Origin of the sequence: Streptomyces sp. NPDC006529 (assembly GCF_040611795.1) — a bacterium.
Classification (GTDB): Bacteria; Actinomycetota; Actinomycetes; order Streptomycetales; family Streptomycetaceae; genus Streptomyces.
This window is the reverse complement of record NZ_JBEXPB010000053.1, coordinates 1-20,268: the sequence shown is the minus strand read 5'-3', so window position 1 is coordinate 20,268 and position 20,268 is coordinate 1. Positions and strand designations below refer to the sequence as shown.

Genomic DNA, 20,268 nt, shown 5'->3' with positions numbered 1-20,268 from the left:
AAGCCCATGGGGCCGCCCGCGAAATCCGCTTTCTCACGGAGTAATCTCGCCCTTGAGAAGACGATCACGAGGAGGACCCACCCCCATGCTTTCCCGCTTCTTCGCTCCCAAGGTCAAGGTCAGCGCGCACTGCGACCTGCCGTGCGGCGTCTACGACCCCGCCCAGGCCCGCATCGAGGCCGAGTCCGTCAAGGCCGTGCAGGAGAAGTACCAGGCCAACGACGACGCGGACTTCCGCGCGCGCGCCATCACCATCAAGGAGCAGCGCGCCGAGCTCGCGAAGCACCACGTGTCGGTGCTCTGGAGCGACTACTTCAAGCCGCCGCACTTCGAGAAGTACCCGCAGCTGCACGGCCTGGTCAACGACACCCTGAAGGCCCTCTCGGCCGCCAAGGCGTCCAACGACCCGGCGACGGGCCAGAAGGCCCTGGACCTGATCGCCGAGATCGACCGCATCTTCTGGGAGACCAAGGCCGCCTGATCACCCAGGTGATCACGCGGACCCTTCCGGTCCACGCGCAGAGGGGCCCGGCCGCGTCATGCGGCCGGGCCCCTCTGCGTACGTCCCTCCCGGCCCCCGTGCCGGGAGGGCTGCCCGGTGGCGGCGCCCACTGGTGGCGCCTGGCCAGAATCGTACCCTGCCCCATGGCTTGCTCCCGACGTTCCGGTTCGCTCGGGCAACCACCCAAGGCCGCTGCTCACGCGGGTAGTTGAGGCGCGAACAAAGGTTCCGGTCAAGGGTTTCCGCAGCCGCCCGCCGGGGGCACCTCACCCGTCCGCCGAGCGGATCCCCGGCCGCCGCCGACGTGATCCGAATGACAGCGCCGGAGGACCGGGAACCCTGGCGGCGGCGCCCTACCGGGCGGTAGCGTCTGGCCGCATGTTCGCTGCCTACGCCGCCCGAATCGACCGTGACCAGCCGCTGAGCGGCCTCGAACTGGGCGAGCGCCCGGCGCCCGAGGCCCGTCCCGGCTGGGTGACCGTGAACGTCAAGGCCGCCTCCCTCAACCACCACGACCTGTGGTCGCTGCGCGGGGTGGGCCTCGGCGAGGAGAAACTCCCGATGATCCTCGGCTGCGACGCGGCCGGGATCGACCAGGACGGCAACGAGGTCGTCCTGCACTCCGTGATCGGCCAGAGCGGCCACGGGGTGGGGCCGGACGAGCCGCGCTCGATCCTGACCGAGCGCTACCAGGGCACCTTCGCCGAGCAGGTGAGCGTCCCGGCCTGGAACGTCCTGCGCAAGCCGGCGGAGCTGTCCTTCGAGGAGGCCGCCTGCCTGCCGACGGCCTGGCTGACCGCCTACCGCATGCTGTTCACCAACGCCGGTGTGCGGCCCGGGGACTCGGTGCTGGTGCAGGGCGCGGGCGGCGGGGTCGCGACCGCCGCGATCGTCCTCGGCAAGGCCGCCGGACTGCGGGTGTACGCGACGAGCCGGGACGCCGCCAAGCGCGAGCGCGCGGTGGAGCTGGGCGCGGAGGAGGCGTACGAGCCCGGGGCCCGGCTGCCCCGGCGCGTGGATGCCGTGATCGAGACGGTGGGCGCGGCGACCTGGTCGCACTCGGTGAAGTCCCTGCGCCCGGGCGGCACGCTGGTGATCTCCGGCGCGACCAGCGGCGACCGGCCCGCGCACGCGGAACTGACCCGGATCTTCTTCTTGGAGCTGAAGGTCGTCGGCTCGACGATGGGATCGAAGGACGAGTTGGAGGACCTGCTGTCGTTCTGCGCGGCGACGGGGGTGCGGCCGGTCATCGACGAGGTGCTGCCGCTGGACCGGGCGCGCGAGGGGTTCGCCAAGCTGGAGTCGGGCGACCTGTTCGGCAAGGTGGTGCTGACCGTCTGACCGTCCGCCCTCTCCTGCCGCCCGGCGACCCGGGCCCGCGCGCCACTGTCAATGCGGGTTGACACTCCTCCCTCGTCAACCTAGATTGACGGCATGACGGAAGCAACCGATCTCGCCGAGCGGGCCGGTGACCGTGACCCGCGCGTGGGCCTGCGGGCCGTGGCCGCCCTCCGCAGACTGCTGGAGCAGCTGGAGGCCGTACAGGTGCGCAGCGCCCGCAACCAGGGCTGGTCCTGGCAGGACATCGCGGCCGAGCTGGGCGTCAGCCGGCAGGCCGTACACAAGAAGCACGGGAGGGTCTGATGTTCGAACGCTTCACGGCCGGGGCGCGCGACACGGTCACGGGCGCGGTCACCGCTGCCCGGCGGGCCGGAGCCGCCGCGGTCACCGAGGAACACCTGCTGCTCGCCCTGCTGGAGCAGGGCACGCTCGATCCGCTGGGCGTGGACCGGGAAGCGGCCGCGGCCGCCCTGGCCGAGGCCCGGCGCCGGGGCGGCCTGTCCCAGGCGGACGAGGAGGCCCTGGCCGGCCTCGGGATCGACCTCTCCGAGATCATCGCCCGCGTCGAGGAGAGCCACGGCGAGGGCGCGCTGGCCACGGCGGGCGCCCGGCCGCCGCGCGGTCCCGGCGCGCCGTCGTCCCGGGGGTCGTCGCTCGGCTCCTCGCTCCGCTCGGTGCTGGGCCGCCCCGCGGCGCGCCCGCGCGAGGACCGCCGGCACGTCCGCTTCGGGCCCGGCGCGAAGAAGACCCTGGAGCAGTCGCTCCGGATCGCGCTGGGCCACCGCGCGAAGACCATCACGCGCACCCACCTGCTGCTGGCCCTGCTCGCCGCGCCGGGCCCGGTGGCCGACGTACTGGCCGCGCAGGGCGTGACCTACGCGCGGGTGGAGGCCGCAGGCCCGGCCGCCTGAGCGAGGGCGCCGCGGCTGCCCGAGCGCGTCGCGGGGCGTGCGCTCAGCGGGGCCCGTGCGCTCAGCGCGGAGCGCGGACCGTGCCCGCGATGCGGGACGCGGCGGTCGCCAGGTCGGCGCGGATCTCCTCCAGCTGGGCGGCGCTCACCCCGTGGTCGCGGGCCGCGTCGCGCACGTCGTCGCGGAAGCGGTCCAGCAGCCGGTCCAGGTCGCGCGCCGGGTCCTCGGTGGGGCGCAGGTCCTCGGCCCAGCCGGACGCCGCGGGCCGCGCCCCGGTCCCGTCGTGGGTCGCGGCGGAGCCCAGCCAGATGCCCGCCAGGCCGCCGATCCTTTCGGTGAACTCCGACAGCCCTTCGCGGACGCCGGACTTCGTGAAGTGGTCCTGGAGCTGGCTCGCGATGCGCTGGACCTCCTCGCGGGCCCGGTCCTGCGCCTCCTTCGCCTGGCGGCGCGCCTGCTGGGCCTCCTCGCGGGCCCGGCGGCTCTCGTCCTTCGCCCGGCGGGCCTGCTCCTTCCACTCCTGGCGGGCCCGGCGCAGTTCCTCCTTGGCCAGCCGCCAGGTCTCGTCCTCGACCCGGGTGCCGGAGGCGGAGGCCGCGGCCGCCTCCCGCATCTCGCGGCGCAGGTCGCCGGCGGCGCCCCGCACGTCGTCGCGCATCTCGGCGGCCAGTTCGGAGACCGAATCGCGGATCTCCAGCTCCAGGTCGGCCAGTTCACCGCCGCGGTCGGCCAGTTCGGCGCGGCCCGCCTCGGTGATCGAGTACACCTTGCGCCCGCCCTCGGTGGCGTGCGTGACGAGCCCCTCGGCCTCCAGCTTGGCCAGCCGCGGGTACACGGTGCCCGCGGAGGGCGCGTAGAGACCCTCGAAGCGCTCCTCCAGCAGGCGGATCACCTCGTACCCGTGGCGCGGCGCCTCGTCGAGCAGCTTCAGCAGATAGAGCCGCAGGCGGCCGTGGGCGAAGACGGGCGGCATCTCAGAGCACCTTCTTGTCGAGCGCGAGGGGGGTGGCGGAGGCGGCGGTGTCGGCCGGTTCGCGGCGCAGCAGCGCGATCGAGCCGGAGACGGTCGTGGCCCGCAGGGTGCCGGTCCCGGACCCGAGGGTCCCGGTGATCCGCTTGGCGCCCAGCTGGCCGGAGACCCGCAGGTCCTCGAAGGCGTTGGAGACCCCGCCGGTGGCGGTGTTGGCCTCGACGCGGGCGTCGGTGGGGTGCGGGAGGCGGATCGCGACCTGGCCGGAGACCGAGTTGAGCGCGATGTCCACCGGCTGCGCGGACGCCTGGTCCGGATCCAGGTCCAGGAGCATGTCGCCGCTGACCGAGTCGGCCCGGACGCTGCCGCCCGCTCCCTCGACCACGGTCAGCCCGCCGGAGACGGAGTGGAAGCCGAGGGTCCCGCTGAGGGCCTGGGCCTCCACGCTGCCCGAGACGGTGTGCGCCTTGACGGCCCCGGAGAGCCCCACCAGGGTGGCGTCCCCGGAGACGCCGTTGACGTCGGTGGCGCCCGAGATGCCGGAGACGAAGGCGGCTGCGCTGATCGTCACGACCTGCACGCGGGTGGCGGCGGGCACGGTCAGCGAGATGACGGCGCTGCGCTCCCAGGCCTTGCGGCCCCCGTCGGCGGCGGAGCGCCTGCCGGAGCCCGTCCAGGACTTCCACGGCTTGGAGTCGAACCACTCGCGCAGGTTCTGCGAGCCGTTCCAGGGCAGGTCCTCGTAGGACACGGTGAGGCAGTCGCCCTCCCGCACCACGTGCAGGGGCGGGCCGCTGACCTCGGTGACCTGGAGCCGGCCCGGGCCCTCGGCCGCGACGACGTTCACCGTGCCGCCCACGACGCGGACGCGGATCTCCGCGACCGGCTCGTCGAAGGTGAGCTGCTGGGGTTCGGCGATGGACCAGGTCGTCTGGTGTGCCATGGTGCTGATCCTCCTCGGGCGGACGCGCGGGTGCCGGGTTCGGCGTGACGCAACATATCGCGTCTTCTGAGGAACACGATATATCGCGGTTGCCGGAAGTCAAGCGTCCCCGGGCACGGCGGAACCCGGCGCGGCAAGGCGGGGTGAGGAGGCTGGGGCGGGCGCGGGGCGCGGGTCAGGGCGGGCGCGGGCCCGGCGGCCGGGTCGCTCCGCGATTCGGGGCGGGGGGCGTTACGCGGCCTCGGCCTCCGGGTCGGCGTCCATGTCCATGCCCATGTCCGCGTCCATCTTCCTGCCGGTGTCGAGGTCCGCGGCGGCGTCCGCCTCGGGGTCCGCGTCCAGCAGCGGGCTCGCGTGGTGGCGCAGCCAGGCGCGGTAGGGCGGGGTGCCGAGGGCCGCCTCGCGGTAGGCGGCGCGCAGGTCCTCGTACACCTCGGCGTGCGTCCCGGGGAGGGTGGCCAGCAGGAGGCGCACGGCCAGCGGGTCCCCGTACAGCGGCCGGATCGCCATGTCCTCGCGCACCCCGGAGGTCGGCTGGCAGGGGGCGACGGCCTCGCCGGAGACGATCAGCGAGGCGGCGGTGTGGTAGTCGGCGTGGAGCACGGCGGGGCGCAGGCCGGCGCCCGCGAGGACGCGGCGCAGCCCGTCCCACTCGCCGTCGACCGAGGGGTCGACCGTCCACCGGTCGGCGGCGAACTCCCGTAAGTCCACGACCGGTCGGCGCGCCGCCGGATGGTCGCGCGCCATGGAGACGAACTGCGGTTCGCGCTCCATCAGCACGTGGACCTCCAGCCCCGGCGGCACCCGCAGCGGGCAGCCCTCCACCTCGTGCACGAAGGCCACGTCAAGCTGCCCCGAAGCCACCATCCGCAGCAGCGCGTTGGCCGAGACGTCCACCACGAGCGAGGTCTCGGTGTCCGGCATCCGCCGGTGCAGCCTGCGCAGCCAGCCGGGCAGCGCGCGGCTCGCGGTGGAGCCGATCCGCAGCCGCGGCCCGTGCGCGAGTTCGCGCGCCTCGGCCACCAGAGCCGCCATGTCCTCCAGCAGCGGGCGGGCCCGGCCGAGGACGGTCCGGCCGAAGGGGGTGGGCCGGCACCCTGTGCGTTCGCGCAGGAACAGCTCGCCGTCCAGGGCCCGTTCGATCCGGCGCAGCTGGGTGGTCAGGGAGGGCTGGCTCACCCCGAGCAGCCGGGCCGCCTTGTGCAGGCTGCCGGCGTCGGCGATGGCGCACAGCGCGCGCAAGTGCCTCACCTCGAGCTCCATGCCCCGAGAGTAGGGCGGCCCACCTGGGCCGCACCAGCCACTGATAGCCCCCCGAATCCCGCCATTCTCGCGGAAGTTGCCCTTCCGAAAACTTGCCGATAGCGCCGGGCTATCGGGCGCTGACATCATCCGCCGCCCGCTCCGGCTCCCGCAGACTCCGGTACCGGACGACCCATCCACCCCCCACCGCACCGAATGAGCAGGAGCCCCCCATGCGCCACTCCCGCAGGACCGCGCTCGCCTCCGTCGTCGGACTCGGCCTCGCCACCGCCCTCGGCGTCCTCCCCGCGACCACCGCCAGCGCCGCCCCGGCCGCCGCCCCCACCGGCAGCCCCGCCTCGTACGCCGCCTACGAGCGTTCGGCGGAGAACGCCGCCGCCAACCGCGCCTTCTTCGAGGCCGTGCAGCGCTCGGTCGCCGAGCAGCGCGCCGCCAACCCCGGCCTGCAGGCCGTCACGGTCACCTACAACACCCGCAGCGCGCCCACCTTCCGCAGCCAGATATCCCGTTCCACGCAGATCTGGAACTCCTCCGTCTCCAACGTCAAGCTCCAGGAGGTGTCCTCGGGCGGCAACTTCGCCTACTACGAGGGCAACGACTCGCGCGGCTCGTACGCCAGCACCGACGGGCACGGCCGGGGGTACATCTTCCTCGACTACGCGCAGAACCAGCAGTACAACTCCACCCGCGTCACCGCCCACGAGACCGGGCACGTCCTCGGCCTGCCGGACCACTACTCGGGTCCGTGCAGCGAGCTGATGTCGGGCGGCGGCCCCGGCACCTCGTGCCAGAACGCCACCCCGAACTCCACCGAGCGCTCGCGCGTGAACCAGCTGTGGGCCAACGGCTTCGCCGCATCGGGCCTCGACACCAAGGGCTGACGCACCCGGCCGCACGGGGGGCGGCCCGGGCTCCCGCGCGGGACCCGGGCCGTCCGCGGCCTTCCCGTTGCACGACCGGCGGACCGGCCCGGCCACCGCCCGACCCGCGGCGCGGCCGGTCCGGTCGGCGCGCCCGTCCCGGAAGCGGAGTCGCCTCAGCGCGGCTTGCGCCACATCGGCCACATCAGCGGGCCGTCCGGCAGCCTCACCGGCGTGCCGGTGAACTCCCAGCCGAGCCGCTCGTAGAGGCGCATGCTCCGCTCGCTGCTGGCCTCCAGGTACGCCGGTACGCCGTCGCGGTCACAGCGCTCCAGCACGGGGCGGATCAGCTCGCTGCCCAGGCCCTCGCCCTGCCGGCCGGGCGCGACCGCGATCATCAGCAGGTACTCGTGCTCCTCGGCCGTCGGGTGCACCTCGCCCATGAGGCGCCCCACGAGCTCGCAGCGCTCGTTGTCCGGATCGGCGGCCTCCCGCATGCGCGCCGGCACCTCGTCCTCGCCCTCCGGCTCCCCGGCCGGGACCCGCAGCCACAGCGCGGCGGCCGAGCCGTCGGCCGCGCGGTCGATCCGGCCCTCGGCCAGGGCCACGTCGACGAAGACGCCCAGGAAGTCCGCGTGGACCGCGCGGCGGTGCTCCGGATCGGGGAAGACCCAGGTGCTGACCGGGTCGTCGAAGAAGGCGGCGTCGAGCAGCCCCGCCACCTCGTCCCGGTCCGCCGGCCCGGCGGAACGTATCTCCAGCGTACCCATGGCCTCACCTTTCCTCGCGCGTAACAGCCTTGCGCGATCCTAGAGTTGGCCCGGACGTGCGGAAAGGCCGGTTCCGGCACCGTGCGGCACCAGAACCGGCCTCGACGCGTACGCGGACGCTCAGCGCGTCCTGCGGGTCACGAACTCCGCTAGGGCCAGCAGCCCGTCCGCCGCCCCCGGATCCGGCACGGCCCGCGCCAGCTGCTGCACGGCGCGGCCCATCCTGTCGGCGGCATGGGCCTGCGCCCAGTCCCGCCCGCCGGCCCGCTCGACGGCGTCCGCCGCCCGGCGCACGTCACCGGCCTCCATCGGGCCCGCGTACAGGGCGGCCAGTTCCTCGCCCGCTCCGGTGCCCGACGTGAGGGCGGCGACGACCGGCAGGGACTTCTTGCGCGCCCGCAGATCGGCCCCCGCCGGCTTCCCGGTGTGGTCCGGATCCCCCCAGATGCCGATCAGGTCGTCGATCAGCTGGAAGGCCAGTCCGGCCTCCCGGCCGAACGCGTCCATCGCCTCGACCTCCTCGGGCCCGGCCCCGGCGTACAGCGCTCCCAGCGCGCACGCGCAGCCCAGCAGCGCGCCGGTCTTGGCCATCGCCATGGACAGGCACTCCTCCAGCGAGACGTGCTCGCGGCGCTCGAAGGCGATGTCCGCCTGCTGCCCGCCGCACAGCTCGATCACGCAGGCCGCGAGCCGGGCCGAGGCCCGCGCCGCGGCGGGGTGCGGGTCCTGCGCGAGCTGCTGGAGCGCCAGCGCCATCATCGCGTCACCGGAGATGATCGCCTCCGGTATCCCGAACACCGCCCAGGCCGTCGCCCTGCCGCGTCTGCGCACGTCCTCGTCGATGACGTCGTCGTGCAGCAGCGTGAAGTTGTGCGCCAGCTCCACCGCGACCGCCGGGGGCACGGCGTCCACCGCGCGCCCGCCGAGCGCCTCGGCGGACGCGAGGACCAGGGCGGGCCGGATGGCCTTGCCCGCCTGGCCCGCGGCCGGGGTCCCGTCGGCCTGCTCCCAGCCGAAGTGGTACATGGCCACCCGGCGCATGGGCCCGGGCAGGCCCTCGACCGTACTGCGCAGCCGCGGGTTGACCGTTTCCCTGGTCCTGGCCAGCAGGACCGCGGCCTCCTGCCCGTCGGCGGGCGCCGGGTCGTCGCCGGCCGGCGCCCCTTCGCCGACCGGCCGCTCCTCGGTGGCCGTCATGCCCTCGTCTCCCCCGGCCGCCCGCTCAGCGCCAGCGCCCGATCTCGACGTTCTCCAGGACGCCGAGCGCGTCCGGCACCAGCACGGCGGCCGAGAAGTAGGCGGTGACGAGGTAGGAGATGATCGCCTGCTCGCTGATCCCCATGAAGCGCACCGACATGCTCGGCTCGATCTCGTCCGGGATCCCGGGCTGGTGCAGGCCGATCACGCCGCCGTCGTCCTCGCCGGTGCGCATGCACAGGATGGACGTCGTACGGGCGTCACTGATCGGGATCTTGCTGCTCGGGAAGATCGGCACCCCGCGCCAGGACGGCACCCGGTGGCCGCCGATGTCGATCGACTCGGGGTACAGGCCGCGCCTGTTGCACTCGCGGCCGAAGGCGGCGATGGCCTTGGGGTGGGCGAGGAACATCTTGGACCCGCGCCGCATGCTGAGCAGCTGGTCCATGTCGTCGGGGCTGGGCGCGCCGTCGTGGGGCTGGATCCGCTGGTCGTACTCGGCGTTGTGGAGCAGGCCGAAGTCGCGGTTGTTGAGCATCTCGAATTCCTGGCGCTCGCGCAGCGCCTCGACCGTGAGCCGCAACTGCTCCTCGGTCTGGTTCATCGGCTGGTTGTACAGGTCCGCGACGCGGGTGTGCACGCGCAGGACGGTCTGGGCGATGCTGAGTTCGTACTCGCGCGGCCTGGCCTCGTAGTCCACGAAGGTGCCGGGCAGGACGGCCTCGCCGGTGTGGCCGGCGGAGAGGTCGATGGCGGCCTCGCCGTGCTTGTTGGTGTGCTGCTCGGGCCGGGTGCGTACGTACTCCACGTGGGCGCGGAGCGAGTCCACCCGGTCGGCGAGCAGCTGGAAGTCCTGCCGGGACAGGACGAGCGCGGTGCCGGAGGTGGCGGCGCGGGCGGTGTACTCCCAGATCGCCTCCTCGTCGGTGAGGGCGCTCTCGCCGAAATAGGCGCCGTCGGCCACCGTCCGCAGTACGGCGTCCTCGCCGTAGGGGCCCGGGCCGATCTGGTCGATCCGCCCGTGCGCGAGCAGGAACACCTTGTCGGCGGGGTTGCCGAAGGAGGTCAGCTCCTGGCCGGCCTCGAAGTCGATCTGGTTGCAGCGCTGGGCGAGTTCGGCGAGGACGTCGACGTCCTCGTACTCGCGCAGCAGGGGCAGTTCGCCCAGCTCGGCCGGGATCACCTGGACCTGGGTACCGGTCTTGATGAACTCCACCCGGCCGTCGCCGACGGAGTAGCTGAGGCGGCGGTTCACCCGGTAGGTGCCGCCCTGCACCGACACCCACGGCAGCATCTTCAGCAGCCACCGCGAGGTGATCTCCTGCATCTGCGGCTTGGACTTGGTGGTGGTTGCCAAGTTCCGCGCGGCTGCTGTCGCGAGACTGCGCTGCGGCTGAGGCTGGGCCTCGGACTCGGAACCTGCCTGGACCGACATGTATTTCCCTTTCGATCACTCCATGGGTCTGCGGAGGCAGCCTTTCAGCACAGCGCGTGGTGGGACCATTACACAAAAGGGTGGGACTACTCCGTCCGGGGCATGGGCACTCTCTTGGGTCCGCCCGAACCCCCGCGGCCGTCGACCCCACGCGTTCCGGCCACCGCTGTGCCGCACGGGTCGGGCGGGGCTCCCGGGGCTGTCGGGACTGTGGGGGCCAGTGGGGCCCGAGTCCGAATGTCCGGATCCGCTCGCACACGGTTCGCACGCCGTACGAGCGCCCTGGCCACGGAAGGATCTCCTCCGCTACAACCCGTTGCGTCACGAGACGGACACGCAAGGTGACCGTCACGCACCGCAAAGGAGGCGGCCATGGCCGCACCCATGTCCGCGGACCGGTTCCTCACCGCCCTGCGCCACGAGGGGCTGACCGTCGTCGAAGTCGGCGCCTGGCGCACCCACAACCGCAACCACAAGGGCCCCTGGGGGCCCGTCAACGGCGTGATGATCCACCACACCGTCACCCACGGCACGGACCGCACCGTCGCGATCTGCCGCGACGGCTACGGCGAACTCCCCGGCCCCCTGTGCCACGGGGTCATCGCCAAGGACGGCCGGGTCCACCTCGTCGGCTACGGACGCGCCAACCACGCGGGCTCCGGCGACGGTGACGTCCTCGCCGCGGTGGTGGCCGAGAAGGCCCTGCCGCCGGACAACGAGGCGAACACCGACGGCAACCGCCACTTCTACGGCTTCGAGTGCGAGAACCTCGGCGACGGCGACGATCCGTGGCCGGAAGTACAGCTGGTCGCCATCGCCCGCGCGGCGGCGGCCGTCTGCCGGGCGCACGGCTGGACCGCCCGATCGGTGATCGGCCACCTGGAATGGCAGCCGGGCAAGATCGACCCCAAGGGCTTCACCATGCGGTCGATGCGGGACCGCGTCGCGGAACTCCTGAAGTAGCGCCCCGGGGGCACGGGCCGGTCCGCCCGCGCCCCCGGCCCGGCACACAATGGGCGGGTGAACCGCCCCGCACACGTTGACGCGCTCCTGCAGCCACGGCCGCCGTCCCCGCTGCAGGAGATCCGTGACGACGGGTTCGAGCGGTACGGCGTCCGCCTGCTGCTGAAGCGGGACGACCTCGTCCATCCCGAGCTGCCGGGCAACAAGTGGCGCAAGCTCGCGCCGAACCTGCGGGCCGCGGTGGCCGGGGGATACGGGTCCCTCGTCACCTTCGGCGGGGCCTACTCGAACCACCTGCGGGCCACCGCCGCCGCCGGGCGGCTCGTCGGGATGGCGACGGTCGGGGTGGTCCGCGGCGACGAACTGGCCGGCCGGCCGCTGAACCCGTCCCTGGCCCGGTGCGCCGCGGACGGCATGCGGCTGCACTTCGTGACCCGGTCGGCCTACCGGCGCAAGGCGGAGCCGGAGGTGCTGGCCGGGCTGCTGGCCGAGTGCGGGGCGGTGGGGGCGTACGTGGTCCCGGAGGGCGGCAGCAACGCGCTCGCGCTGGCGGGCTGCGAGGAGCTGGGCCGCGAGCTGCGGGGGCTGACCGATGTGGCGGCCGTGGCGTGCGGGACGGGTGGGACCCTGGCGGGCCTGGCCGCCGGGCTCGGCCCCGGGCAGCGGGCAGTGGGCGTGCCGGTGCTGCGGGGCGGGTTCCTGGAGGCGGAGATACGTTCCCTCCAGGCGGCGGCGTACGGGGGCGCCCGGGGGGCGTGGAGCCTGGCCGAGGACTTCCACCACGGGGGCTACGCGAAGGTCCCGGCGGAGCTGGAGGCCTTCGCGGCCGGCTTCGAGGAGCGGCACGGGATCCCGGTGGAGCGGGTGTACGTGGCCAAGCTCCTCTGGGCCCTGGCGGCCCTGACCCGCCGCGGCGCCTACCCCCCGAGCACCCGCCTGACGGCCATCATCACGGGCCACCCGTGACCCGGCGCGGACCTACCGGCGCCCATGCCTCCGGCGGGTCCCCGGGGACCATTCCAGCCCGTCCGGCGATTGAGGACAGGGGTCCCCCGCGGCTACGCCGGGTCTTCGCGGTAGGCCGCCGCCTCTTCCAGGTCCAGGCGCCGCAGCAGCGCCCTCAGCATCTCGTCGTCGATGCGGCGCCGGTCCCGCAGGGTCACGAAGACCTCCCGCTCGGCCTCGATCATTTCGCGCGCCAGCCGCCGGTAGACGTCGTCCGCCGACTCGCCCGTCACCGCGTTGACCTCCCCCAGCCGCTCCCACACCGCGTTGCGGCGCCGCTCCAGCACCGTCCTCAGCCGCTCGGCGAGCGGCTGAGGCAGCACGTTCGCCGGGGAGGCCAGCAGCTCGGTCAGCCGGTCCTCGGCCGCCCGCGAGGCCTCGCTCTGGGCCTGCGCCTCGGCGAGCGTCTCGGCGTGCGGGTCCCGCGGCGGCAGCCGCAGCAGGCGGATCAGCGGCGGCAGCGTCAGGCCCTGCACCACCAGGGTGCCGATCACCGTCGTGAAGGTCAGGAAGAGGATCAGGTTCCGGTGCGGCACCGAGATCGGCACGGAGAACGCGATCGCCAGCGACACCACCCCCCGCATCCCGGCCCACCCCACGACCACCGGCGCCTTCCAGTTCGTATCCGGTTCGCGCCCGCGGATCCGCGAGGACAGTGTGCGCGGCAGGAACGTCGCCGGGAAGACCCAGGCGAACCGCGCGACCACCACCACCAGGAACACGAAGACCGCGTACCAGGCCACGGCCGGTCCCTCGTACTCCGCGAGCCCCTTGAGGACCACCGGCAGCTGGAGCCCGATCAGCGCGAAGACGACCGACTCCAGCACGAAGGCCACGACCTTCCACACGGCTTCCTCCTGGAGCCGGGTGGCGAAGTCGACCTGCCAGTTCCGGTGGCCCAGGTACAGGGCGACGACCACCACGGCCAGCACCCCGGAGGCGTGCACCCGCTCGGCCGCCGCGTACGCCACGAAGGGGATCAGCAGCGAGAGCGTGTTCTGCAGCAGCGGCTCCCGCAGCCGGGTGCGCAGCGCGTGGATCGGCACCATCAGCACCAGGCCGACGCCGACCCCGCCCACCGAGGCCAGCAGGAACTCCGTGATGCCGTCCGTCCAGCCCGCGCCGACGCCCACCGCCGCCGCCAGGGCGACCTTGTAGGCGGTGATCGCGGTGGCGTCGTTGACCAGGGACTCGCCCTGGAGGATGGTCGTCATCCGGCTGGGCAGCCCGAGCCGCCGCGCGATCGCGGTGGCGGCCACCGCGTCCGGCGGTGCGATCACCGCGCCCAGCACCAGCGCCACGGGCAGCGAGAGGCCCGGAACGGCCAGGTAGGCGGCGTAGCCGACCGCCACCGTCGCGAAGAGCACGTACCCGACCGAGAGCAGCGCGATCGGCCGCATGTTGGCGCGCAGGTCCAGGTACGAACTGTCCACCGCCGCGGTGTGCAGCAGCGGCGGGAGCAGCAGCGGCAGCACGATGTGCGGGTCCAGGGCGTACGACGGCACGCCCGGGACGTAGGCGGCGATCAGCCCGGCCGCGACCAGCAGCAGCGGCGCCGGAACCGGGGTCCGGCGGGCCAGCCCGGCCACGGCGGCACTGCCCGCCACCAGTGCCACCAGGGGCAATACCTCCATCGAAGATCCATTCTGACTCGTCGCGCACCCGTACCGTCGTCGTACGCTGGCCATCATGAGCGAGTGCACGCATGTTGCCGAACTGCCGCGCCCCGAGCCTGTCCCGCATGCCCTGACCTGCCCGGAATGCGAGGTGCTGGGCAGTCATCCCGTACAGCTGCGGCTGTGCCTGGAGTGCGGGAACGTGGGCTGCTGCGATTCCTCCCCGCACCGGCACGCGACGGCGCACCACGAGAAGACCGGCCACCCCGTCATGCGGAGCTTCGAGCCGGGAGAGTCCTGGCGCTGGTGTTTCGTCGACGGTTCGATCGTCTGAGGAGGGGTAGGTCAACCCTCCGCCGGTTCCCCCGATTTGGGCCCGCAGACCCCTAGCCACTGTGCGTACCTATTGGCCTACCATCAGTCACTGGCCGTGGGCGGGGGTGTTCCGAGAGTGCATCGCTGTCGGTCCGCGAGGGGTGCCGCGACACGATCACCCGGATCGCGATAGCGTCACCGGCGAACACAGCTCGTACCACCTTGGAGGTGAGGGTGTCCCAGATCGCAGGCGAGCCCGGGACCCAGGACTTCGTGGAAGTCCGGCTGCCGGCCGCGGGTGCCTACCTGTCCGTGCTGCGAACGGCCACGGCCGGACTCGCGGCACGCTTGGACTTCACCCTCGACGAGATCGAGGACCTCCGCATCGCGGTGGACGAAGCCTGCGCGATCCTGCTCCAGCAGGCCGTGCCAGGATCCGTCCTCAGCTGCGTCTTCCGCCTGGTGGAAGGCTCGCTGGAGGTGACCGTCTCGGCGCCGACCACGGACGGTCGTGCGCCGGAGCGCGACACGTTCGCGTGGACGGTGCTGTCGGCCCTGGCCGGCAAGGTCGAGGCCACGGTCGAGGAGGACCGCACGGTCAGCATCAGCCTTTACAAACAGCGCGGCGCGGGACCAGGCCCGGCGTGAGCGGCGGGGAGACCCCGGTACGGGGCGGGGAACGGCCCCGAGTACGGCATGAGGTCGACGGCGGCATCCCGGAGCAGCAGAACGCCCGGCCACACCCGGCCGAGGCGGATGCGGAAGACGGCTTTTCGGACTCGGCGGAGCGACGGGCGGGCCCCATGAGCGAGACCCAGCAGGACGAGCCACAGCACGACGGGCCACGCGTGGCCCGGCCGCACGAGGACGGGCAGTCGTCCGCCGTCGCGGCGACGGACGCCACCACGGCGGACGGCGCCGCGGCGGACGGTGGCGCGACGGCCGACGGCGCGACGGGCCCCGGCCCCGCGGTCCCCGGTGCCGCGGACGGTGGCTCGACGGACGACAGCGCCGTGGCCGAGGTGGCCGCCGACATCCTGGCGGCCGACATCATCACGGAGCCCGAGGAGGTGCGGGAGGTCCGCGACACGCGCGACCCGCGCGACCGCAGCGCGGCCCGGGCCCTCTTCGTCCAACTCCGCACCCTCCCCGAGGGTTCCCCGGAGCGGGCGGAGCTGCGCAACCGGCTGGTCCGGATGCACCTGCCGCTGGTCGAGCACCTGGCGCGGCGCTTCCGCAACCGCGGCGAGCCGCTGGACGACCTGACCCAGGTGGCGACGATCGGCCTGATCAAGTCGGTGGACCGGTTCGACCCGGACCGCGGGGTCGAGTTCTCGACGTACGCCACGCCGACCGTCGTCGGCGAGATCAAGCGGCACTTCCGCGACAAGGGCTGGGCGGTACGGGTCCCCCGGCGCCTCCAGGAACTGCGCCTGGCCCTGACCACGGCCACCGCGGAGCTGTCCCAGCAGCACCAGCGCTCGCCCACCGTGCACGAACTGGCGGAGCGCCTCGGGATCTCCGAGGAGGACGTGCTGGAGGGGCTGGAGTCCGCCAACGCCTACAGCACGCTCTCGCTCGACGTCCCGGACACGGACGACGAGTCCCCGGCGGTCGCGGACACGCTGGGCTCGGAGGACGAGGCGCTGGAGGGCGTCGAGTACCGGGAGTCCCTCAAGCCGCTGCTGGAGGGCCTGCCGCCGCGCGAGAAGCGGATCCTGCTGCTGCGGTTCTTCGGCAACATGACCCAGTCGCAGATCGCGCAGGAGGTCGGCATCTCCCAGATGCACGTCTCGCGACTGCTGGCCCGCACCCTGGCCCAGCTCCGCGAGAAGCTCCTCGTCGAGGAGTAGGCCGGGGAGCGGGCCCGGCCGCCGGCGTGTCGCTCAGGCGGCGTCGCGCGGCCCGATGCCCAGGGCCTGCGTCGTCGCCGGGTGCACCAGCAGGGCGACGACGGCCACCGCCGTCAGCACCAGCGCCACCCCGGCGCCCGTCATGGCGCCCCCGGTGTTGAACAGCGTCCACGCCACCGGCAGCGCCATCAGCTGGGTGATCAGCGCCGGGCCGCGGCTCCAGCGGCGGCCCAGGCGCAGCCCGCGGGCGGCGATCAGCGGGAGCGCCGCGAGGGCGAGCAGGGTCACCCCGCCGGTCTCGGCCTGCTGCGGGGAGTCCGGGTCTCCGGCGATGCCCACGAACAGCATGTAGACGCCCAGCCCGGCCAGGGCCAGGCCCTCCAGCGCGGTGAGCGCGGCGGCGGCGGTCAGCCGGCCGGGCGGGGTGGCGGCGGGCGGCTCGGCGGCGGGGGTCTGCTTCGTACTCACTCCAGCAGGGTAGCCGCGCGCCCGGAGGTCGGACGTGACGGTCCGCCGCGGGCCCCGGACCAGGCGGTCCCCGACCGGGCAGTGCGGTGAGCATTACGGGGGGTGGGTAGTCTGCTGCTCATGCGTGCACTTCTCGTGGCCAACCCAGCAGCGACGACCACCAGTGCGCGCACGCGTGACGTCCTGACCCACGCCCTCGCCAGCGAGATGAAGCTGGAGGCGATCACCACCGAGTACCGCGGGCACGCCCGGGACCTCGGACGCCGGGCGGCGGACAGCGACGACATCGACCTCGTGGTGGCCCTGGGCGGCGACGGCACGGTCAACGAGGTGGTCAACGGACTGCTGCACGACGGGCCGGATCCGGACTCCCTCCCCCGCCTCGCGGTGGTGCCGGGCGGCTCCACGAACGTCTTCGCGCGCGCCCTCGGACTGCCCAACGACGCGGTCGAGGCGACCGGCGCACTGCTCGACGCGCTGCGGGAACGCCGGGAGCGGACGGTGGGCCTCGGCCTGGCGGAGGGCACGCCGGGCACGGAGGACGAGTCGGTGCCGGCGCGCTGGTTCACCTTCTGCGCGGGATTCGGCTTCGACGCGGGCGTGGTCGGCCGCGTGGAACAGCAGCGGGAGCGCGGCAAGCGTTCGACGCATGCCCTGTACGTACGACAGCTGCTGCGCCAATTCTTCGAGGAGCCGAACCGGCGGCACGGCACGGTCACGCTGGAACGCCCCGGCGCGGATCCCGTCACGGACCTGGTGCTGTCGATAGTGTGCAATACCTCGCCCTGGACGTACCTGGGCAACAAGCCCCTGTACGCGTCCCCGGAGGCGTCCTTCGACACCGCGCTTGACGTGCTGGCGCTCGACCGTTTGTCAACTCCGGCGGTCGCCCGGTACGCGACACAGCTCCTGACCTCGACTCCTGAGCGCGGCCCGCACGGCAAGCACGCGGTGTCCCTGCACGATCTGACCGACTTCACCTTGCATTCGAAGGTGCCGCTCCCCTTCCAGATGGACGGCGACCACCTGGGTCTGCGCACCAGCGTTCGGTTCACAGGCGTACGCCGTGCACTGCGTGTGATTGTGTGAGTGGAAGGGACGAAAGTCCTTTCACTCGAACGTTTTAACGTCGGTCCACCCCTAGGAAGTACGGCTGTGACCTACTAGACACCGACGAATCCAAAAAAAGTTTCCGGAAGGGGTTGTATCCCCGTCCGAGGTTTGCGAATCTCTACATGGCGATCGGGACAGCCCGCACAACCCGGCACCCACACAGACCGCCAGAACCCCTCCACGAAACACGGACCACACCAGGTAACTGGGCGTCGGCCCTTCCCCCATCCGGGGATTCGTGAAAGCGTTCACATTCACAAGCAACCTGCCCGCAATACAAGGAGATGGAGCAGCCATGGACTGGCGTCACAACGCCGTTTGCCGCGAAGAAGACCCCGAGCTCTTCTTCCCCATCGGCAACACCGGTCCTGCGCTGCTGCAGATCGAGGAAGCCAAGGCCGTCTGCCGCCGTTGCCCCGTCATGGAGCAGTGCCTGCAGTGGGCGCTCGAGTCCGGTCAGGACTCCGGCGTTTGGGGCGGTCTCAGCGAAGACGAGCGCCGCGCCATGAAGCGCCGCGCCGCTCGCAACCGGGCGCGCAACGCCACCGCCTGATTTCGACTTTTCGAGCCTCGAGCCGCAGCGCGTAGTACCGCATCAGCGCTCAGCAACATGCTCTTGAGCCCCGGACCGACAACCATTCGGTCCGGGGCTCAGTGCTGTGCCCGGCATCCTTCGGGGGGCCTGCGTCCTCCGGTGGTTACTTACGGTTACTTCTGCGGGGTGGCCGGCACGTCGAGGACGACCTTCGTGCCGCGCGACTCCCCCGGCACCATGTCGAAGCTGCCGCCGAGCTCCCCCTCGACCAGGGTCCGTACGATCTGGAGGCCGAGGTTGCCGGCCCGCTGGGGATCGAAGCCCGGGGGCAGACCGCATCCGTCGTCGAGGACGGTGATCAGCAGCCGCATGTCGTCGCGGCGGCTGCCGGTGCGGGTCGCGGACACCTCGACCGTGCCGCCTTCACCCTGGACGAACGCGTGTTCGAGGGCGTTCTGCAGGATCTCCGTCAGCACCATCGACAGCGGCGTCGCCACCTCGGCGTCCAGGATCCCGAACCGGCCGGTGCGCCGGCAGGCCACGTTGCCCGGGGAGATCTCGGCGACCATCGCGATCACCCGGTCGGCGATCTCGTCGAACTCGACCCGCTCGTCCAGGTTCTGAGACAGCGTCTCGTGGACGATCGCGATCGAACCGACCCGGCGGACCGCCTCGTTGAGTGCCTCCCGGCCCTGCGCCGAATCCATGCGCCGGGCCTGGAGCCGCAGCAGCGCGGCCACCGTCTGGAGGTTGTTCTTCACCCGGTGGTGGATCTCCCGGATGGTCGCGTCCTTCGTGATCAATTCCCGTTCGCGGCGGCGCAGTTCGGTGACGTCGCGGCACAGGACGAGCGAGCCGATCCGGGTCCCCTTGGGCTTGAGCGGGATGGCCCGCAGCTGGATCACCCCGGTGCTGCCCTCGACCTCGGTCTCGCGCGGGGCCCAGCCGCTGGCAAGTTTGACGAGCGCCTCGTCCACCGGGCCCCGGGAGGGGGCGAGTTCGGCCGTCGTGTTGCCCAGGTGCTGGCCCACCAGGTCGGAGGCGAGGCCGAGGCGGTGGTAGGCCGAGAGGGCGTTGGGCGACGCGTAGGTCACCACGCCCTCGGCGTCGAGCCGGATCAGGCCGTCGCCGACCCGGGGCGAGGCGTCCATGTCGACCTGCTGGCCGGGGAAGGGGAAGGACCCGGCCGCGATCATCTGGGCGAGGTCGGAGGCGGACTGCAGGTAGGTCAGCTCCAGCCTGCTGGGGGTGCGCACCGTGAGCAGGTTGGTGTTGCGGGCGATCACGCCCAGCACCCGGCCCTCGCGCCGCACCGGGATCGACTCGACCCGGACGGGCACCTCCTCGCGCCACTCGGGGTCGCCCTCGCGCACGATCCGGCCCTCGTCGAGTGCCGCGTCCAGCAGCGGGCGGCGGCCGCGGGGCACCAGGTGGCCCACCATGTCGTCCTGGTAGGACGTGGGGCCGGTGTTCGGGCGCATCTGGGCGACCGAGACGTACCGGGCCCCGTCGAGCGTGGGCACCCACAGCACCAGGTCCGCGAAGGAGAGGTCGGAGAGCAGCTGCCACTCCGAGACCAGCAGGTGGAGCCACTCCAGGTCGGTTTCACTGAGAGCGGTGTGCTGGCGTACGAGGTCGTTCATGGAGGGCACGCTGCGAGGGTACCCCGGGCGTGGGCCACGACTTTCCGCACCGGACGTACCCAGGAGTATCCAGGAGCGGCGGACTCCGCGTAATGTTGGAGGAAGTGACGGGCCCGTGCGGCCCGCCATTGGATGGACAGAACAGAATGGTCTAGTCCACAATTGCCACAAGACTTCCGCCCTCCCCGCACAGGAGGACGGATCGAGGTAACCGCGCGTTCTGCCCTGACCGCGTCGGCACCTCCCACCGGCCGTCGGGCACCGCACACCCGACCGGCCGTAAGTACTCCGGGCTGCGGTGCCGGACGGGCTGAGGGTCCCGTCCCGGCACCGTGGCCCAGAGGAACCGTGCGTGCGGGGCCGTCGAGGAACACTCCGGCCCATTTTCCGTCAGGTCCAGCCCCAGCCTCGCCGGCTGCACGTCAGCGGCCACCCCAGCCTCGCCGGCTCCGCGGTCGGCGGCCACCCCAGCCTCGCCGGCTCCGCGGTCGGCGGCCACCCCAGCCTCGCCGGCGTTTGAGGCGCCGCCGGAGGCAGCAGGGGCCGAGAGGGGCCGCACCCGTGA

21 protein-coding genes are annotated in these 20,268 nt (G+C 72.9%); 12 read left to right on the top strand and 9 right to left on the bottom strand.

Annotation, left to right across the window (positions count from 1 at the left end; genetic code table 11):
- The first annotated feature begins 85 nt into the window (after positions 1 to 85).
- The 4 genes from sodN to ABZY31_RS27215 all read left to right on the top strand — a co-directional run bounded on the left by sodN (position 86) and on the right by ABZY31_RS27215 (position 2,754).
- Complete coding sequence (sodN, locus tag ABZY31_RS27230; RefSeq protein ID WP_356415198.1) at positions 86 to 481, top strand: superoxide dismutase, Ni; 396 nt, start codon at positions 86 to 88, stop codon at positions 479 to 481.
- Between the two features lie 399 nt (positions 482 to 880).
- Positions 881 to 1,843 carry a zinc-binding dehydrogenase gene (locus tag ABZY31_RS27225; protein ID WP_356415195.1) on the top strand — a complete coding sequence of 321 codons (963 nt, stop codon included), beginning with the start codon at positions 881 to 883 and terminating at the stop codon, positions 1,841 to 1,843.
- Positions 1,844 to 1,936: 93 nt separating this feature from the next.
- Positions 1,937 to 2,146, top strand: coding sequence for a helix-turn-helix domain-containing protein (locus ABZY31_RS27220; protein WP_356415192.1), 210 nt, complete (start codon positions 1,937 to 1,939; stop codon positions 2,144 to 2,146).
- On the top strand, positions 2,146 to 2,754 hold the full coding sequence (locus ABZY31_RS27215; protein WP_356415189.1) for a Clp protease N-terminal domain-containing protein: 609 nt from the start codon (positions 2,146 to 2,148) through the stop codon (positions 2,752 to 2,754). Before ABZY31_RS27220 ends, ABZY31_RS27215 begins: the two co-directional genes overlap by 1 nt.
- Before the next feature lie 61 nt (positions 2,755 to 2,815).
- Here ABZY31_RS27215 and ABZY31_RS27210 read toward each other — a convergent pair whose 3' ends face one another.
- The 3 genes from ABZY31_RS27210 to ABZY31_RS27200 all read right to left on the bottom strand — a co-directional run bounded on the left by ABZY31_RS27210 (position 2,816) and on the right by ABZY31_RS27200 (position 5,930).
- A complete protein-coding gene (locus ABZY31_RS27210; RefSeq protein ID WP_356415186.1) occupies positions 2,816 to 3,727 on the bottom strand; it encodes a helix-turn-helix transcriptional regulator in 912 nt (303 codons plus the stop codon).
- Position 3,728: 1 nt separating this feature from the next.
- Positions 3,729 to 4,667: a DUF4097 family beta strand repeat-containing protein gene (locus ABZY31_RS27205; protein ID WP_356415183.1), complete on the bottom strand. Its 939-nt coding sequence runs from the start codon at positions 4,665 to 4,667 to the stop codon at positions 3,729 to 3,731.
- Between the two features lie 231 nt (positions 4,668 to 4,898).
- A complete protein-coding gene (locus ABZY31_RS27200; protein WP_356415180.1) occupies positions 4,899 to 5,930 on the bottom strand; it encodes a LysR family transcriptional regulator in 1,032 nt (343 codons plus the stop codon).
- Between the two features lie 212 nt (positions 5,931 to 6,142).
- On the opposite strand from ABZY31_RS27200, the gene snpA reads away from it, so the two are divergent.
- Entirely contained in the window at positions 6,143 to 6,811 is a 669-nt protein-coding gene (gene snpA / locus ABZY31_RS27195; RefSeq protein WP_356415177.1) for a snapalysin, read from the top strand.
- A 155-nt stretch (positions 6,812 to 6,966) separates the two neighbouring features.
- Here the strand turns inward: snpA and ABZY31_RS27190 are convergent, their stop codons facing one another.
- From ABZY31_RS27190 to ABZY31_RS27180, 3 genes are all read right to left on the bottom strand, one after another.
- Positions 6,967 to 7,560, bottom strand: a complete 594-nt coding sequence (locus ABZY31_RS27190; protein ID WP_356415174.1) for a GNAT family N-acetyltransferase — start codon at positions 7,558 to 7,560, stop codon at positions 6,967 to 6,969.
- A gap of 120 nt (positions 7,561 to 7,680) precedes the next feature.
- Positions 7,681 to 8,757, bottom strand: coding sequence for a family 2 encapsulin nanocompartment cargo protein polyprenyl transferase (locus tag ABZY31_RS27185; protein WP_356415171.1), 1,077 nt, complete (start codon positions 8,755 to 8,757; stop codon positions 7,681 to 7,683).
- Positions 8,758 to 8,782: 25 nt separating this feature from the next.
- A complete protein-coding gene (locus tag ABZY31_RS27180; protein ID WP_356415169.1) occupies positions 8,783 to 10,192 on the bottom strand; it encodes a family 2B encapsulin nanocompartment shell protein in 1,410 nt (469 codons plus the stop codon).
- 372 nt (positions 10,193 to 10,564) lie between these two features.
- On the opposite strand from ABZY31_RS27180, the gene ABZY31_RS27175 reads away from it, so the two are divergent.
- Both ABZY31_RS27175 and ABZY31_RS27170 read left to right on the top strand, forming a co-directional pair.
- Positions 10,565 to 11,155: an N-acetylmuramoyl-L-alanine amidase gene (locus tag ABZY31_RS27175; RefSeq protein ID WP_356415167.1), complete on the top strand. Its 591-nt coding sequence runs from the start codon at positions 10,565 to 10,567 to the stop codon at positions 11,153 to 11,155.
- Positions 11,156 to 11,212: 57 nt separating this feature from the next.
- Positions 11,213 to 12,121 (top strand): pyridoxal-phosphate dependent enzyme, encoded by a 909-nt coding sequence (locus ABZY31_RS27170; protein WP_356415165.1) that lies wholly within the window; start codon positions 11,213 to 11,215, stop codon positions 12,119 to 12,121.
- 92 nt (positions 12,122 to 12,213) lie between these two features.
- On the opposite strand, the gene ABZY31_RS27165 is transcribed toward ABZY31_RS27170, so the two are convergent.
- Complete coding sequence (locus ABZY31_RS27165; RefSeq protein WP_356415164.1) at positions 12,214 to 13,794, bottom strand: Na+/H+ antiporter; 1,581 nt, start codon at positions 13,792 to 13,794, stop codon at positions 12,214 to 12,216.
- 55 nt (positions 13,795 to 13,849) lie between these two features.
- Between ABZY31_RS27165 and ABZY31_RS27160 the strand changes: the two genes are divergently transcribed.
- From ABZY31_RS27160 to ABZY31_RS27150, 3 genes are all read left to right on the top strand, one after another.
- Positions 13,850 to 14,110 (top strand): UBP-type zinc finger domain-containing protein, encoded by a 261-nt coding sequence (locus ABZY31_RS27160; protein ID WP_356415162.1) that lies wholly within the window; start codon positions 13,850 to 13,852, stop codon positions 14,108 to 14,110.
- A gap of 215 nt (positions 14,111 to 14,325) precedes the next feature.
- Positions 14,326 to 14,739 (top strand): anti-sigma regulatory factor, encoded by a 414-nt coding sequence (locus ABZY31_RS27155; protein ID WP_283448400.1) that lies wholly within the window; start codon positions 14,326 to 14,328, stop codon positions 14,737 to 14,739.
- Positions 14,736 to 15,944: an RNA polymerase sigma factor SigF gene (locus tag ABZY31_RS27150; protein ID WP_356415161.1), complete on the top strand. Its 1,209-nt coding sequence runs from the start codon at positions 14,736 to 14,738 to the stop codon at positions 15,942 to 15,944. The genes ABZY31_RS27155 and ABZY31_RS27150 overlap by 4 nt, the downstream gene beginning before the upstream one ends.
- A gap of 33 nt (positions 15,945 to 15,977) precedes the next feature.
- Here the strand turns inward: ABZY31_RS27150 and ABZY31_RS27145 are convergent, their stop codons facing one another.
- Entirely contained in the window at positions 15,978 to 16,412 is a 435-nt protein-coding gene (locus ABZY31_RS27145) for a hypothetical protein (RefSeq protein WP_356415158.1), read from the bottom strand.
- A gap of 120 nt (positions 16,413 to 16,532) precedes the next feature.
- On the opposite strand from ABZY31_RS27145, the gene ABZY31_RS27140 reads away from it, so the two are divergent.
- A complete protein-coding gene (locus ABZY31_RS27140) occupies positions 16,533 to 17,501 on the top strand; it encodes a diacylglycerol kinase family protein (RefSeq protein ID WP_356415155.1) in 969 nt (322 codons plus the stop codon).
- Positions 17,502 to 17,820: 319 nt separating this feature from the next.
- Positions 17,821 to 18,078, top strand: coding sequence for a WhiB family transcriptional regulator (locus ABZY31_RS27135; protein WP_004937597.1), 258 nt, complete (start codon positions 17,821 to 17,823; stop codon positions 18,076 to 18,078).
- A gap of 155 nt (positions 18,079 to 18,233) precedes the next feature.
- On the opposite strand, the gene ABZY31_RS27130 is transcribed toward ABZY31_RS27135, so the two are convergent.
- Positions 18,234 to 19,703, bottom strand: coding sequence for a PAS domain-containing sensor histidine kinase (locus tag ABZY31_RS27130; RefSeq protein WP_356415239.1), 1,470 nt, complete (start codon positions 19,701 to 19,703; stop codon positions 18,234 to 18,236).
- Positions 19,704 to 20,268: the final 565 nt, after the last annotated feature.